The following is a 15,106-nucleotide window of genomic DNA, read 5'->3' as shown; positions in this document are numbered from 1 at the left end:
TTATAGATCGACTCCTTGCCCTTTAAGGTAGTAGCGAACCAGTTCTTCAACGATTTCATCTCGCTCATACTTACGGATTTGATTTCGTGCATTGTTATAACGAGGAACGTAAGCTGGGTCTCCACTGAGAACATAGCCCACGATCTGGTTAATAGGGTTATAGCCCTTTTCATTCAAAGAAGCATAGACATCTGTCAATGTTTCACTGATTTCTTTTTTATTGGAATCGTCCAATTTAAAACGTACGGTTTCTTCAGTAAATCCCATTCTAACACCCTCTTTCCTTAGAATAGTACTATTATAGCACATTCGCGGTCGTTCTACAAATCACACAGTCTGATTCTGCTGATTTTCTCTGACTTTTTACTGGACTGTTGCCCCATTTGCAACACGATTAGCAATATAGTCCTCTGGTTCGTTTTTCAATAGATTTTCCAGTCCAACATTCTTCAAGTATTCGTTTTCACTTGCTTTTTTGAGATCCAGTGTTTGGAAATCATAGCTAGTCTTGGTTCCCATTTCTTTCTCATTTAAAAGAGTCGTTTCAATGGTAAATCCTGAAATTTTTCGAGCCGCTTGAACAGACTCATCCTTGTCCTCAGCTTCTTTAAGAGCTTTTTTAGCTTCATCTAATCCTCGCTCAGAAATATAATTTTTTAAATCTTCTGATACAGGACGCTTTTGCTGAATGGTCAAGCTTAAAAATTGATTGCCTTTGTAGGTAATGATTTGAGTTTGCTGTGCTCCACTCTCATCAGCTGGCAAAACCAAGGTCTTGGTAACAACTGTATTCTTGGTTGCATTTTCTAATACGGGCAAGGTAGACTGTAGGGCTTCTTGAGAACTCTCAGTAGTTGAAGCTGCTGTTTCTTTTTTCTGACCACATCCAACGAGCAAAAATAGTGCTGCGAATGTTCCAATGACTAACTTTTTCATAAATCCTCACATGTTATCCAATTTAAATATTAGAGAAGGCCAGGAGTCACTCCCAGCCTTGATGTTTTATAGAGCCGCACGTAAACGCGCTTCTGCATTTTCCACATTACGGACAGAGCGTGGCAAAAAGGCACGGATATCGTCTTCTTTATAGCCGACTTGTAGGCGTTTCTCATCCACAAGAATTGGACTTTTCAAGATACGTGGTGTTTCCATGATTAAGTTGAGCACTTCATTGACACTCAAATCTTCGATATCAACACCAAGAGCCTTTGCATAACGATTTTTCGATGATACGATACTTGCAATTCCATTGTCTGTTTTTGTCAAAATATCAAGTAGTTCTTCTCTCGTGATTCCTTCCTTACCGAGGTTTTGTTCTTTATAACTTAACTGGTGGGCATTGAGCCAGGTCTTCGCTTTTTTACAGCTAGTACAACTTGAGACTGTATAAATTTTGATCATGTACCTACCCCTTTCACTACATGTTACTATCAGTTTAGACTATTATACCATAAAAAACATCGGACTTGCGACCTATTTTTAAAAAATTTTAACTTTTTTGGCAATTTTTGAACTTTTTTCTTGACAAATCACGAACTATAACCATTCTTTATACTTCTTAATGTAAAATTTCTTAATAACTGTGACGCTAAACATATACAAGAAAATAATACAGATTAAGAACAAGAAGTAAGGAAGTCCTAAGGGTGCTAGACGAAGAATATTTACCAGTGGTCCATAAGGTAGACTGGTTACGAAAAAGGCTGCAACCAAAGTCATCAAAATCACAAGCCAAGCTGGTCTGCTTTGTAGAAAAGGAACTTTTGCTGTACGAAGCATATGGATGACCATGGTTTGAGACCACATAGATTCGATGAACCATCCTGTTTGGAATAAGATAATAAACTGAAGGGCAGATTCAGATCCGTGAACATAGTGATGACCTGTTACCAAAGGAACAATGATAAAGTAGAGGAAGATAAAGGTCAAAATATCAAAGATAGATGAGATTGGTCCCATCCAAACCATAAATCGCGTAATGGATTTTGCTTCCCATGTATGGGGTTGTTTAAGGAAGTCTTGATCAACATTATCAAATGGCAATGCCACACAAGACAAATCATAGACCAGGTTTAGGACAATGAGATGAACAGGAGCCATTGGTAAAAATGGTAAGAAAATACTCGCAACAAGGAGTGAGAAGATATTCCCAAAGTTTGAACTAACGGTCATCTTGATGTACTTGGTCATGTTGGCGTAGACCTTACGACCCTCAACAATACCCGTTTCAAGGACCATGAGATCCTTGTCTAGCAAAATAACATCCGCTGTTTCCTTAGCGATATCGACTGCTGTATCTACAGAAATTCCAACATCAGCCACCTTCATGGATGGAGCGTCATTAATACCGTCACCCATATAACCAACACCGTGACCATTTTTCTTTAACTGTAGAATGATACGGGCTTTTTGATCAGGAGATAATTTGGCAAATACTGTTACTTTTTCAACCGCTTCTGCCAATTCTTGATCTGTCATTTGGTCAATGTCAGCCCCTAAGAGCATATGCTCAACGTCCAAACCAACCTTTTCACAAATGGCTTGGGTTACTTTTTCGTTATCCCCAGTTAAAATTTTTGTTTTGACACCATGCTCAAGCAGAGCTTGAATAGCGGGTGCTGCAGATGGTTTTGGCGGATCCAAGAAGGCAAGGTAACCTGTAAGGATCATGTCACTTTCATCAGTCACAGCATAAGCATAATCTTCACGTAGACCTGACTTGTAACCAACACCTAAGACACGCAAACCTTGACGGTTTAATTGACCAACTTCTGCTAATACTTCTTGGCGAATGTCTTCGGTTAGGGAAATGATTTCTCCGCGATATTCCACATGAGTCGAAATGTTCAACATTTCTTCTAAAGCGCCTTTGGTAACCATACTAACGACATTGCTGTCGTCTTTGACGATGACACTCATGCGTCTGCGTTCAAAGTCAAAAGGCAGTTCATCAATCTTTTGGAAGATGTTATCCAAATCTTGTAGAATAACGTGTTCTTTAGCTTCTTTTTCAGTTCTACTGATAATGGCACGGTCCATCAAGTTTTTCAAGCCTGTTTGGAAATGTGAATTTAGATAAGCTCTTCTTAAGACTGCCATATCCAAATCACCATGGATATCCAAAGGGTATTCTAAGACAATCTCATCTTGCGTTAGAGTTCCTGTTTTATCTGTACATAGGATATCGATTGCTCCTAAGTCCTGGATAGCATTGAGTTTTTTGATGACCACCTTTTCCTTGGCCATGATAATGGAACCTTTGGCCAAGCTGGCTGTGATAATCATTGGAAGCATTTCTGGTGTAAGTCCGACACCAACGCTCAAGGCAAAGACTCCAGCCTCTAGCCAGTCTCCATCAGTCAACCCATTTGCGAAAAACACGATCGGAACCATGACAAGCATCAAGCGGATCAAGAGCCAAGAAATGCTGTTCATTTCACGTTCAAAAGAAGTTGGCTCATCATAGGTGTTGAGAGTTTGCTCAATAGCTCCCATCATGGTGTCATCACCAACAGCGAGAACCATAGCTGTAGCACTTCCTGAGATAACGTTTGTCCCCATGAATGCCAAGGATTCTGCTTCTAAAAGACTCTCTACATTTTGATTAGTAGCTTTATTTAAAGCAAGCTTTTCGACTGCATCGCTTTCTCCAGTCAAACCTGACTGTTGAACGAAAAAGTCGCGGGATTCAAATAAGATAACATCTGCTGGAATCATGTCTCCCGCACTCAATTTCACGAGATCTCCCACAACCAACTCATCGATGGGCAACTCTTGTTCAAGACCATCACGAATAACAGTTGCAGTGTTGACAATCATTTTTGAAAGATTGGTTGTTGCCTTGTCGCTCCGCAACTCTTGGACAAAACGGATGCCTCCTGAAATCAAAACCAAGACAACGATAATGATAGAAGTCGTTGGATCCTCTTGTCCAGGTTTGGCAAGCCAGACATTTGTAACGAGAGAGATAAAGGCAATCACAAGCAAAATGATTGTGAAAGGATTGATAATGGACTCATAAATTTTCTTAAAGATGGAATCCTCTTGACCCTTGGTGATGGTGTTTTCACCATATAGGTCACGGTTTTCTTCAACCTGTTCAGAATCTAAGCCCTTTAGACTTGTATGGTAAAAAGCTAGACTATCTTTAAATGGAGTTTGAATAGCTGCTGCTAATCTTTCTTTTGTAGTTTTCATTGGTTTCTCCTATCTGTATGAATGGTAATTTCATACACAGGGACCAATCACTTTATAAGGACAGAACGACACAAATCAGCGATTGGTTGTGTATGTGCGGCTCTGGATGATCGTCAATTTGCATCGTTTGTCTCCCTTCTTTGTTCTAAAACAGCAGAAAGTCCTGCCATAAAATGGCAGGACTAAAAAACTTATTATCTGTTTTCGTTCAAGCTTTAACTCCATAGGGCGATGTAATGAGCTTAGTCTTGACCTTCGCGACCAGGACTGTTGACCAACGAGTAGTGTCTCCACTGCTTTGCGGTAGTCATCCGTATCCCTATGGTAGCCTCACCTACCGTTTTCGCCTTTCAGTATAAACCTTTAACTAGTAAAAGTCAACAATTTATCTCATTTTTCTTAGATTACGATTAATTCTTTTGGAGCAAGGGTTAATAACTCACAACCTGTATCTGTAATCAGGATATCATCTTCGATACGAACTCCGTATTTACCTTCAATATAAATACCAGGTTCATCAGTCAAGACCATACCAGTTTTGATAACTTCTTTGGAAGTTTGGCTAAAGTAAGGTTCTTCGTGAATATCAAGTCCGATACCATGCCCGATACCGTGTGTAAAGTACTCTCCATAGCCTGCTTCCACAATGATATCACGAGGGATTTTATCAAAATCACGGAAACCTAAGCCATCCTTAGCTTGGTCAATCAGAGCTTGGTTAGCCTTCAAAACAGTGTTGTAGATTTCTGCTTGTTCATCACTGACATGATCTAGGTAGATAGTACGAGTCATATCACTGACATAGTGGTCGTAAAGGCAACCGAAGTCCATAGTAATAGCTTCACCTAGTTCTACTGGCTTGTGCATTGGGTGGGCGTGAGGTTTAGAAGAGTTAATCCCACTAGCTAGAATCGTGTCAAAAGACAAACCAGCAGCGCCTAATTCACGCATACGGAAGTCCAGGAAGTTGGCAATTTCAATTTCTGTCTTACCTGGCTTGATAAAGTCAAGAGCATCGTGGAAAGCTTGGTCTGAGATGGAACAAGCCTTACGAATAGTCGCAATCTCTGTCTCGTCCTTAATCATGCGAAGGGCTTCAACAAACTGAGTTTGAGGGAGCAATTCCAAACCTTCAAAGGCTGTTTGCATGCGATGGTAATAAGAAACTGAAATCTCATCTTCAAACCCGATACGAGAAAGGCCCATGTCTTTTGCAATCTTTGCGATAGTAGCCAACTCGTCACGTTCTGCAAAAATCTCAAAACCAGTAACTTCTTGCTTGGCAGCGATGATATAGCGGGCATCTGTCACTAAGACCTGACGGTCACGGCTGATAAAGACCGTACCATTTGAACCCCAAAATCCTGTCAAATAGTAGACATTTTTAAGGTTATTGATAATGATTCCATCTAGTTCTTTTTCTTGCATTTTATCTAAAAATGCTTGTACACGTTTATTCATGATGTAACTTTCCTTTCAAATACTGTCCTGTATAGCTAGCTTCATTAGCAGCTACTTCCTCTGGTGTTCCTGTTGCGATAATAGTTCCGCCACCGACACCTCCTTCTGGGCCTAGGTCGATAATATGGTCTGCTGTTTTGATAACATCTAGATTGTGCTCAATCACGAGAACTGTATTTCCATCATCGACAAAGCGAGACAAAACGGTAAGCAGACGAGCGATATCCTCGGTATGAAGACCAGTTGTCGGTTCATCTAAAATGTAGAAGGACTTACCTGTCGAACGCTTGTGGAGTTCGCTAGCCAACTTCATACGCTGGGCCTCCCCTCCAGAAAGTGTCGTAGCTGGTTGTCCTAAGGTCACATAACCTAGACCTACATCCTTGATAGTCTGGAGTTTGCGTTGAATTTTCGGAATGTGTTTAAAAAATTCCACCGCATCGTTGACGGTCATATCCAAGACTTGCGAGATATTCTTTTCCTTGTAGTGAACTTCCAGGGTTTCGCTATTGTAACGAGTTCCATGGCAGACTTCACAGGCTACGTAAACATCTGGCAAGAAATGCATCTCAATCTTGATAATCCCATCACCCGAGCAGGCTTCACAGCGCCCACCCTTGACATTGAAACTGAAACGACCCTTTTTGTAGCCACGAATCTTGGCTTCATTTGTCTGAGAAAAGAGGTCTCGAATGTCATCAAAGACACCTGTATAGGTCGCAGGGTTGGACCTCGGAGTTCGTCCAATTGGACTCTGATCAATATCTATCAGACGGTCGATATGCTCGATTCCTGTAATGGTTTTAAACTTACCAGGCTTGTCTGAATTGCGATTGAGCTTTTGAGCAATGGCTTTTTTGAGAATACTGTTAATGAGTGTCGACTTCCCTGAACCAGACACCCCTGTCACCGCAATGAATTTCCCGAGTGGGAAGCGAGCGGTGATATTTTGCAAGTTGTTCTCACGCGCACCTGTCACTTCGATAAAGCGACCATTTCCAACGCGACGTTCTGATGGTACAGGAATCGAGCGTTTCCCTGATAGATACTGTCCTGTAATGGATTTGCTGTTGCGAGCTACCTGCTTAGGTGTTCCTGCCGCGACAATTTCTCCACCAAAGACACCCGCTCCAGGACCAACGTCAATCAGATAATCGGCTTCTCGCATGGTGTCTTCATCATGTTCTACCACGATGAGAGTGTTACCCAAATCGCGCATTTTTTTCAGACTGGCAATCAAACGGTCATTGTCCCTCTGGTGAAGACCGATAGACGGCTCATCAAGAATATAGAGAACTCCTGAGAGATTGGAACCAATCTGGGTTGCCAAGCGAATACGTTGGCTCTCCCCACCTGATAGGGTTCCTGCCGAGCGGGATAACGTTAAATAGTTAAGGCCCACGTTATTGAGGAAGGTCAAGCGGTCCTTGATTTCCTTCAGGATAGGACGAGCGATGATAGCTTCATTTTCAGATAAGGTTAGCTGGTCAATAACTTCCAAATGGTCTGCGATGGATAGGTCTGAAATTTCTCCGATATGGAGTCCTTTTTCTCCCCCTACTCGAACAGATAGGGCCTGGTCATTGAGACGATAACCATGACAGGTTCCGCAAGTTAGCTCATTCATATAAAGTCGCATCTGAGTGCGAGTGTAGTCGCTATTGGTTTCATGGTAACGGCGATTGATATTTCCAAGCACTCCTTCAAATGGAATGTCGATATCACGAACTCCGCCGAATTCGTTTTCATAGTGGAAATGGAATTCTTTCCCATCTGAACCATAGAAAATGAGATGTTTATCCGCCTCAGACAAGTCCTCAAAAGGCCTATCCATATCCACTCCAAAAGCTGTCATAGCTTGTTCCAGCATGTTTGGATAATAGTTAGAAGAGATAGGGTTCCAAGGCGCCAAAGCGCCCTCGCGAAGAGTCTTGCTAGCATCTGGCACTACCAAGTCCGTATCAACCTCTAGCTTGATTCCCAAACCATCACACTCACTACAGGAGCCAAAGGGTGCATTGAAGGAGAAGAGACGGGGTTCTAGCTCTGGAACTGTAAAACCACAGACTGGACAAGCGTAGTGTTCTGAGAAGAGCAACTCTGAATCATCCATAGTATCAATAACGACATAACCTTCAGCGATACGGAGAGCTGCTTCAATCGAATCAAAGAGACGACTACGGATACCATCCTTGATGATGATACGGTCTACCACCACGTCAATGTTGTGTTGTTTATTCTTTTCAAGTTCAGGAACTTCGGTCACATCATAGACAATCCCATCGACACGGACACGAACATAACCATCCTTTTGAATCTTTTCAATCAGCGTCTTGTGTTGCCCTTTTTTCTTACGAATAACAGGAGCCAAAATCTGCAAGCGTTGGCGTTCTGGCAATTCCAAAACCTTATCCACAATCTGCTCTACAGACGAAGCCTTGATAGCCCCATGTCCATTGATACAGTAGGGTGTCCCTACACGTGCATAGAGAAGACGTAGATAATCGTTGATTTCCGTCGTTGTTCCAACCGTCGAACGAGGATTTTTACTGGTCGTTTTCTGGTCAATGGAAATGGCAGGGCTGAGACCATCGATAGAATCCACATCTGGCTTTTCCATATTGCCCAAGAACTGACGAGCATAGGCTGACAGACTTTCAACATAGCGACGTTGCCCTTCTGCATAAAGGGTATCAAAGGCTAAACTAGACTTTCCTGATCCAGATAGTCCCGTCACCACAACTAGCTTGTCACGCGGAATTTCCACATCTATATTTTTTAAATTATGGGCGCGAGCCCCATGGATGACAATCTTATCTTGCATATTACTTCTTTCTAGTCCATTGTTGCTTTCCATTATACCAAAAAAAGTGAAATTCTATTACCAAAAAAGCCGATTTTGTAGTACAATTAAAAACTTATTTTTTTATGTTCCCTTAGGGTTCCCTAAGCCTTATATCACACGCTTTTTAATAAAAATTACTAACATTACTATTTACTACTTGCTCCCCCAAAGTACGCAAAAAGGGGAGCAAAAAAGCCCCACAAAAGGGCTAGGATTTGATGAGTTCAGCAGGCAAGAAACTAGCACGGTCAAACGTGCTTTTTTTGTTGCTGGTTGCCGATAGGTATATTATACCATGAAGCGCGTGGTTTATAAGATTATGACCTCACAAAAGCCCCCAGATTCGTTTCTAAGGGCTTGGCTATAAGGAAGGATAGGCGGGACCGCCGAATGTCGCCCGCATTTCTCGACCCACTAGCTAAGTGGCGCGTTGGAGGCGGATGCTTTTCAACCTCTATCCTTTATGTTTTTATTATATCACATTTTCTATTTATTGATGTTCAGGTTATCTCCAAAGAGTAGAGTCTCAATGTTCTTGTATTTAAAAGCTTTTTAGGTTATAATCTAAGTAACGAGAGTTACTACCTCCTACATTAAAGGCTTCGGCTGTGGGGGGTGTGTGCTCTCTTTTTTATTTTCTTTTAAAAATATCTATGATTTCATCACCTACTACCAAGAAAATATAATTATCTCACTTCTGCTAAGCGTTATATAACTTCTTGTCTAGCCCGATATATCAATGAAGTAGATTTACCTGCGCTCATCGAAGACATTTTTAGTTTTTCAACGACTGGCGGAATCTGTAAGGACTTGTTAGTACTCCCCTCACTTAATTCTCAACATTTCTCAACAAAACACCACCACGATAGCTTTTAGCAAAGTCTAGCAGTATCTCAGTTTTGAGACGTTCATACTCAGCTTTATCAATCTCTAGTGTCTCGTATAACTGAAATAGCTTTAATCTCTCTCCTACTCGTCTTGTAAAGAGATTGGCGAATATCTCACGTCGTACATCGTCCAGATTGTCCCTGAAAGCCTCAATCATGCCTACTATCTCCACCGCTTTGGATTCAAACGCTCCATCTTGACCGTCTAAGCTCAATTTAACCAGTGAGTGATAACTTTTTAAAAATCTGTAGGCCTGCTTTTTTGTCTCTTCTTTATCGATTGGCATTTTTTACCTTGGCCAAGTTCTCAATGGCTTTTTTCTTAATTCTGTAAATTTGTACTTTGCTAAAATTTAGATCATTGCAGATTTTAACCATAGGTAAATTATTAAAGTATATCATTACCAACACTAGCCATTCCTCTATTTCTTCTAACTGGTTTATCATATCCATTGCTTCCATACGTTCATTAACAATAGCTTGTATTTGCTCCACTATCTTATCTCTTAATTCCAAGGTATCAAGCAGTTTATTTTCAGCGTTATTGGTTTTACTCATTGTTACCCGTGTTTGAAACTGACTAGATCCAGATAATAAGCCATTGTCTAAACTCTGGTACTTAAGTTGCAAGCGCTGGATAAGGTCGTTCCCTTTCTTTACTCTTTTTAGTTGTTCCTCTATTTCTTTAATGGTCAAATTGATACTCCTTTGGTATAATAATAGTGTTTCATAATTTCCAAAGAGTCAGCCCTGTGCTGGCTTTTTTACGTTTTCTAGGAGTTCGATTATATCCCCCTTAACGCTCTTTGTCTCTAAAAGTATCTATATCTTAGGAAATCTTAGTGTTTTATCTCTAAAATAAGGTCTTGTGCCTTGCTATTTTAAAATGTAAAACCTGATCAAAACCTAATCAAAACCTTGTCAAAACCTAACCATTCTTTAGTTCTAAAATCAATTCTCATTTACCATACCTGCCAAGTGTTCTATAGCTTCTTTTCTAGCCTGATATATCGAAGTTTTAGACTTACCTAATTCTTCAGCGACTTCCAAAACTACAAGATCATTCAAGTAAAAAAGTCTTAGGACAGAACGCTCAAGCGGATTGTCCAGTTTATCGATTAGCCCAGATATGGCCATTCTTTCCTCGGTAAGGCGCTCAATTCTCTGGAGTGTATCCTCTTTTAGCTTCAGAACACTTATAAGATTGTCCTCTGTCTTGTTCTCTCTGCTTGTCTGCACCCTGCTATGGCTTAGTGTTGGCTTTTTGATAATACCACCTTCCAGGGCTTCCAATTCCAAATATAAGCCTTTGATCTCCTTGTTTATCCACTTAACGCCCTCTAGTTTTTCTTTTACCTGCTCTGGTGTCATGCCTTGGCCTCCTCTATGATATAATAATAGTGTTGAAATTATAGCTGAGGCGGAGCGCCTTGGCTTTTTGCGTTTTCTCTAGCTTCGCTCGAGGTTCATTTATTCCCTGGGAAGTATTTCCCGTGAGAAAAAATGTATAATGACGGTGTGAAGTTCGCTAGCGCCTAGTGGGAGGGGGATACCCCCCTATGTTATAAAATTGGATAATTGAGTAGTAGCTTTATCGGTCAAAAAATCAAGCTAAACACTTAGTAAAACCACATGCTACCATCTTCAAAAACATTTCAAAAAGGGAATTTTCTGCACAAAAGAGGGCGGCGTTCTTTTCCTCTAGCAAAATATACCCCCGTCTAAAAATAAAGGGGGTATCTCTGCCTCCTGTCTCGCCTTCATGCCTGCTTAGTATCTTGTAATTGACTGTTGTAACTATAACGCTAAACAATATTTATATCATTTTTTTCTAACCATGATCTTTATTTAAATTTGTTTGAAAATGCTCCAAATCACTACTTCAGATTACTCAATCCATTCAGCCAAAATTTATCTCCCTTTCTGGTATAGTAAACAAACTTTTGATAATGCTTATAATACTTGTCACGTTTCATATACTTTGGTCTTTCAGGAAAACCATCGAACATATATCCGCCACGTTTGGGACTCCAACCTGGTTCCACCTTTCTAGCTTCCCTCAGTGCTCTCTCCCAATAGTATTGGCAATCTGTCTTACTTCGGTTCAGTGTTGATTTGTGTATTTTCTGGCATGATCCACAACCATATAGCAAAAGTCTCTTATAGAGTTTTCTGCATCGTTTACCACAAATAGGACAGAGAAAGAAGTAGCGATTCCCTCCCTTAGTTCCTGGTATTCTTGCTAAATCAAAACGATCACGTTCAAAGGTGATATACAGATTATCTAGGTCTATTTCTAGTTTTCTACCGTCCAACTCAGCAATACCGTGACTAATATTCTTGTTTTTCATTGGCTTTATAAATGTCTCTATGGTTATTGATTTTATAACTTCCATTCGTTCAAAAATCCCCCTATATAGAAAAACCCAAATTGATTGGGTTAGGTAGCAATGAAACCACAAAAAGAGGCTGGTGCCTCTCTTGATAGTTCTAGCTTTCTGCCTCTGCCACATAATCAGCAAGGCCTTTATATTCGCCTTCTACGTCCAAGTTTTGGAGCAGGTTAATACTTTCATTACCCAGCATTTCTAAAGTACCAAAAGCGGTCATAGAGTCCATAGGGATAGGCTTATCAGAAAGCAAGCGATCAGCATAGTCTAATAGCTCCAGCTCGTAGTCTGTGACCTTATTCAGCAAACTCTCAAAGTCCTCTGACTCTTTGAGTTGGAGCACGCGCTCCCGTTTGTAACGTTCTTCAAACGCTTCATCGTCCACTGGTTGGTTGTAGTAGTCTTTAAAACTGTCACAAATACGCTTGAAAGTCTTGTTTAGCTTGTTATCCTCCACATACTCAGCTACTAGCGTGCCTTTATCCTTGTAGGTCAATGAGATTACAGGCTGGCAATATGTTCCAGTCATATATCCCAGTAGCGCGTGACCTGCTACTTGAGCGGTGTCTTGGTCTTTAAATTCGTAAGTGAAAGTGAATGTTTTTGCTTTGTCTGAAAATGTTTTTAATGTCATGTTGTTTTTCCTCTTTCTGTTTTAAGGGGGTCACTAGTAGTTACACCATTGCAAGGGGGTCGGTACTATCTACCCCATTTTGTTTAAAGATTTTAGTGTTTGTCAGGTACTGCTTTTAGTTCGTTAAGCTCCTTTCTAAAACGGCAACGGATCATCATATTCTTGGAATACAACTCTGTCGTTTCCTGTGTTTGTTCTTCCTGTGGGCTTCTGTCGTTTTTTCTCATGCTCTTCTACTTGTTCAAGTGAAGTGAATCTCTCTTTTTTCCAATTCTCCAAAATCGCTTTTAAGTATTTAAAACTTGGTTGATGAATTTCTGAGGTAATTTCAATAGCACGATTCAGCATTTCAAAGTTCATACCGTCAAGACCTACATAATCGAGTAACTGTTGATGTTGTTTGTCAGTTATACGGATACCGCTATTTTTTAGATTTTCAGATAAACTTGGACTGATAGATGTATTATTATTATCTATCTCTATATCTTTATCTATATCTATATCTTTATCTATATCTTTATCTATATCTATATCTATCTCTTTATCTATCTCTATCTCTGTCTTACACGTAGTTAACAATGTAATGTCATTGGATAACGTTGTAAGATTTCTTTCATTTTCTTGCTTTTCTTTACGGTATTTTCTCATATATGCCGCTTGATTTGTTTCTTGTTGTACCAAAGCTTTTGCTTGTGTTAACTCTGCGTTGTTCTCTTCATCAATTTGAATGAGACCGCACTTGGTAAAATAAGCCATAGTCATAGAAATATCGTCTTCAGAAACGTCTAATTTCAAAGCCAACTCTGCTTTTAGATTTTCTAAATATCCCTCATAGTATAAAATACAGTCACTTTCTAAACTTTCTAACATCAATCGGATATAAATCACGGTCATAGTATAACCGCCCGGAATATTTTTTAACCTCTTAATAAAAAGATTATCAAAAAATTTCTTATCAATTTTCAGCCAAAAGTAGATTTTAGTTTTTGCCATGTTTTACTCCTTATGATTCTTTATCAGCTCCCAGAAATATTAGGATATCATTGATTTTATAATAGATCTTCCTAGTATCTTCTAGTGGGGGCTGGTATCGTCTTAACCCAGCATCTTCCCACCTTTGCAAAGTCTTATATTTAATATCTAGCTCAATCATAGCTTCCTGGGCTGAGATTAACCCTGTCAGTCGAGGTTTGATTCTATCACGAACTTCAAGGTATTTTTCCACTACTTCCAGAATGCCATGAGTCAGGTCATGCTCACTTTCCTTGCTTAAACTAAACATATTCTTCCGCCCCCTTCAGTAGTTGCTTGTAGCTCTCTAAATCGGCATTCAAAAGGACAGTTAGGCGCTTCTGCTCCTCTTGTACTTGGTTATAGAATGCCTTTGCTCCATCCAGTAGCTCCTCTTTGTTAGCTGGGATAAAGTAGCCTCTGAAAGCTCCGTGACGTACCCCGATGATAGGAACACCGTAGCGCGTGATCAGACGGCTGATAATGTCCTGTACGGTTCTTTCTGCTAGCTTAGTGAGTAAGCTGATTTCTGCCCCTGTTATGGAGTTCTCAGCCCCCACTTTGATTAGTCTTAATACTCGTTTGTCATTCTCTGTCAGGCTCATTCAATTCCTCCCCATACGTCTACCCCTGCAAGCTGGATATATCGCCCATAATCAGGGTTTAAATCCTCGCTAGGTGTTTCTATCGTCTGTTTGCTTTCTCGCTCCATTTGGGCGCTTTTTTTGCGGTCTCGGTGGTTTAAATAAAGCAACAAGCCAATCAATACCACGGAAAAGATAACCGCCTGTGTATTGGTTAAATCTAGTTCATTCATGTTACCCCTCCTCATGAATCATCATGCCACGGGTGTACGCAATCGAACTTGTCCATAAGTCCAAGAGATTCTTTTTACCTCGTTTTTTCTTGGCAATATCAACTGCCAAAAGTTCCCATACATAATTTAATAATTGACTTTGATCCATAGGATAGTCATTCTCTTTAGTTATTTCCGCTAGATAAGTGTTTAAGAAAAGAAATCCATCAAATCTAGAAACTTGCTTTATAAAATCAGTGTTACCCCAATAATTTCCATAAAATGACCGTTCTTTCCACTCCAATTCTCCTATTACTTCAGCAATTACCCTCTGTTTCATCCTTTCCGTCTGTTCCTTTAGCGTTTGCTGTTGTTCATGGTATTCTGTGCTAGTTAGTTCATTATAAACATCATCCAAGTCATTCAACACCCTACTGATTGCTCTTTTAGCTATGATATTTCTAACCCCTGTAAGACTTCCTTGTATTTCTTCTAAATCTGTTGAAATAGCTTCTAATTTATCTGCTAACATGTTTTTTACCTCTGTTTCTATGTTTGTGTAATTGCCCTGATGGGCTTGTTCCTGTTTCGACAGCTTTTTAATGTCTTTCTTGCCTCTTACTACACCGACCGCCTCACGCTCAGACTCGCCAAAGTTTGAGAGCGTGGGGCTTTTTTGAGTTGTTTCTTATACATTGTTTCTTGTAATTGCTAGCCTCACGCTCAGAGTCGCCAAATTGAAAGCGTGAGAAAGTACCAGTTTAAAGAGTTGGCGCTCTCCGTATGGTCAAATTGCCCTAAATATGCTATAATCTAGGTATAAATCTTTACTAAAACCTCTTTAATAATAGCTTGCCTGCTTTTTGTTAAATTCGTTTTAGTGTT

16 protein-coding genes and 1 riboswitch are annotated in these 15,106 nt (G+C 40.2%); all 16 genes read right to left on the bottom strand.

Annotated features, from left to right (window positions below):
• Positions 1-267, bottom strand: a complete 267-nt coding sequence (locus TZ96_RS01350) for an IreB family regulatory phosphoprotein (protein ID WP_000507060.1) — start codon at positions 265-267, stop codon at positions 1-3.
• A gap of 96 nt (positions 268-363) precedes the next feature.
• On the bottom strand, positions 364-936 hold the full coding sequence (locus TZ96_RS01345) for an SP0191 family lipoprotein (RefSeq protein WP_045762581.1): 573 nt from the start codon (positions 934-936) through the stop codon (positions 364-366).
• A 66-nt stretch (positions 937-1,002) separates the two neighbouring features.
• Positions 1,003-1,401, bottom strand: a complete 399-nt coding sequence (gene spx, locus TZ96_RS01340) for a transcriptional regulator Spx (RefSeq protein WP_000591165.1) — start codon at positions 1,399-1,401, stop codon at positions 1,003-1,005.
• A gap of 135 nt (positions 1,402-1,536) precedes the next feature.
• Complete coding sequence (gene mgtA / locus TZ96_RS01335; RefSeq protein ID WP_045762580.1) at positions 1,537-4,197, bottom strand: magnesium-translocating P-type ATPase; 2,661 nt, start codon at positions 4,195-4,197, stop codon at positions 1,537-1,539.
• A 192-nt stretch (positions 4,198-4,389) separates the two neighbouring features.
• Positions 4,390-4,543, bottom strand: a riboswitch (M-box (ykoK) riboswitch).
• Positions 4,544-4,596: 53 nt separating this feature from the next.
• Positions 4,597-5,658 (bottom strand): M24 family metallopeptidase, encoded by a 1,062-nt coding sequence (locus TZ96_RS01330; protein WP_045762579.1) that lies wholly within the window; start codon positions 5,656-5,658, stop codon positions 4,597-4,599.
• Complete coding sequence (gene uvrA, locus TZ96_RS01325) at positions 5,651-8,482, bottom strand: excinuclease ABC subunit UvrA (RefSeq protein WP_045762578.1); 2,832 nt, start codon at positions 8,480-8,482, stop codon at positions 5,651-5,653. The genes TZ96_RS01330 and uvrA overlap by 8 nt, the downstream gene beginning before the upstream one ends.
• Before the next feature lie 850 nt (positions 8,483-9,332).
• Positions 9,333-9,677: a hypothetical protein gene (locus tag TZ96_RS01320; RefSeq protein ID WP_045762577.1), complete on the bottom strand. Its 345-nt coding sequence runs from the start codon at positions 9,675-9,677 to the stop codon at positions 9,333-9,335.
• A complete protein-coding gene (locus tag TZ96_RS01315) occupies positions 9,664-10,086 on the bottom strand; it encodes a DUF1492 domain-containing protein (protein ID WP_241768463.1) in 423 nt (140 codons plus the stop codon). Before TZ96_RS01315 ends, TZ96_RS01320 begins: the two co-directional genes overlap by 14 nt.
• A gap of 255 nt (positions 10,087-10,341) precedes the next feature.
• Complete coding sequence (locus TZ96_RS01310) at positions 10,342-10,761, bottom strand: DUF1492 domain-containing protein (protein WP_045762576.1); 420 nt, start codon at positions 10,759-10,761, stop codon at positions 10,342-10,344.
• A gap of 506 nt (positions 10,762-11,267) precedes the next feature.
• Positions 11,268-11,777 (bottom strand): hypothetical protein, encoded by a 510-nt coding sequence (locus TZ96_RS01305; RefSeq protein WP_045762632.1) that lies wholly within the window; start codon positions 11,775-11,777, stop codon positions 11,268-11,270.
• Positions 11,778-11,880: 103 nt separating this feature from the next.
• The gene (locus TZ96_RS01300) at positions 11,881-12,414 is read right to left on the bottom strand and encodes a hypothetical protein (protein ID WP_045762575.1); all 534 of its coding nucleotides are present in this window, start codon (positions 12,412-12,414) and stop codon (positions 11,881-11,883) included.
• Positions 12,415-12,549: 135 nt separating this feature from the next.
• Positions 12,550-13,407 (bottom strand): phage replisome organizer N-terminal domain-containing protein, encoded by an 858-nt coding sequence (locus tag TZ96_RS01295; RefSeq protein WP_045762574.1) that lies wholly within the window; start codon positions 13,405-13,407, stop codon positions 12,550-12,552.
• A gap of 10 nt (positions 13,408-13,417) precedes the next feature.
• Complete coding sequence (locus TZ96_RS01290; protein ID WP_045762573.1) at positions 13,418-13,696, bottom strand: hypothetical protein; 279 nt, start codon at positions 13,694-13,696, stop codon at positions 13,418-13,420.
• Positions 13,689-14,030: a DNA-binding phage protein gene (locus TZ96_RS01285; RefSeq protein ID WP_045762572.1), complete on the bottom strand. Its 342-nt coding sequence runs from the start codon at positions 14,028-14,030 to the stop codon at positions 13,689-13,691. Before TZ96_RS01285 ends, TZ96_RS01290 begins: the two co-directional genes overlap by 8 nt.
• Positions 14,027-14,242 carry a hypothetical protein gene (locus tag TZ96_RS01280; protein WP_045762571.1) on the bottom strand — a complete coding sequence of 72 codons (216 nt, stop codon included), beginning with the start codon at positions 14,240-14,242 and terminating at the stop codon, positions 14,027-14,029. Before TZ96_RS01280 ends, TZ96_RS01285 begins: the two co-directional genes overlap by 4 nt.
• A 1-nt stretch (position 14,243) precedes the next feature.
• Positions 14,244-14,753 (bottom strand): hypothetical protein, encoded by a 510-nt coding sequence (locus TZ96_RS01275; protein WP_045762570.1) that lies wholly within the window; start codon positions 14,751-14,753, stop codon positions 14,244-14,246.
• Between the last annotated feature and the right edge of the window lie 353 nt (positions 14,754-15,106).

The sequence above is a fragment of the Streptococcus infantis genome (genome assembly GCF_000963255.1).
GTDB lineage: Bacteria > Bacillota > Bacilli > Lactobacillales > Streptococcaceae > Streptococcus > Streptococcus nidrosiense.
The sequence above is the reverse complement of the archived record's forward strand: the minus strand, read 5'-3'. Positions and strand labels throughout refer to the sequence as shown.

Coding starts and splice junctions, on each gene's coding strand:
- TZ96_RS01280 (WP_045762571.1), bottom strand. CDS start 14,242: ATGAATGAACTAGATTTAACCAATACACAGGCGGTTATCTTTTCCGTG.
- TZ96_RS01350 (WP_000507060.1), bottom strand. CDS start 267: ATGGGATTTACTGAAGAAACCGTACGTTTTAAATTGGACGATTCCAAT.
- TZ96_RS01295 (WP_045762574.1), bottom strand. CDS start 13,407: ATGGCAAAAACTAAAATCTACTTTTGGCTGAAAATTGATAAGAAATTT.
- TZ96_RS01300 (WP_045762575.1), bottom strand. CDS start 12,414: ATGACATTAAAAACATTTTCAGACAAAGCAAAAACATTCACTTTCACT.
- TZ96_RS01320 (WP_045762577.1), bottom strand. CDS start 9,677: ATGCCAATCGATAAAGAAGAGACAAAAAAGCAGGCCTACAGATTTTTA.
- mgtA (WP_045762580.1), bottom strand. CDS start 4,197: ATGAAAACTACAAAAGAAAGATTAGCAGCAGCTATTCAAACTCCATTT.
- TZ96_RS01285 (WP_045762572.1), bottom strand. CDS start 14,030: ATGAGCCTGACAGAGAATGACAAACGAGTATTAAGACTAATCAAAGTG.
- TZ96_RS01290 (WP_045762573.1), bottom strand. CDS start 13,696: ATGTTTAGTTTAAGCAAGGAAAGTGAGCATGACCTGACTCATGGCATT.
- TZ96_RS01275 (WP_045762570.1), bottom strand. CDS start 14,753: ATGTTAGCAGATAAATTAGAAGCTATTTCAACAGATTTAGAAGAAATA.
- TZ96_RS01310 (WP_045762576.1), bottom strand. CDS start 10,761: ATGACACCAGAGCAGGTAAAAGAAAAACTAGAGGGCGTTAAGTGGATA.
- TZ96_RS01330 (WP_045762579.1), bottom strand. CDS start 5,658: ATGAATAAACGTGTACAAGCATTTTTAGATAAAATGCAAGAAAAAGAA.
- uvrA (WP_045762578.1), bottom strand. CDS start 8,482: ATGCAAGATAAGATTGTCATCCATGGGGCTCGCGCCCATAATTTAAAA.
- spx (WP_000591165.1), bottom strand. CDS start 1,401: ATGATCAAAATTTATACAGTCTCAAGTTGTACTAGCTGTAAAAAAGCG.
- TZ96_RS01345 (WP_045762581.1), bottom strand. CDS start 936: ATGAAAAAGTTAGTCATTGGAACATTCGCAGCACTATTTTTGCTCGTT.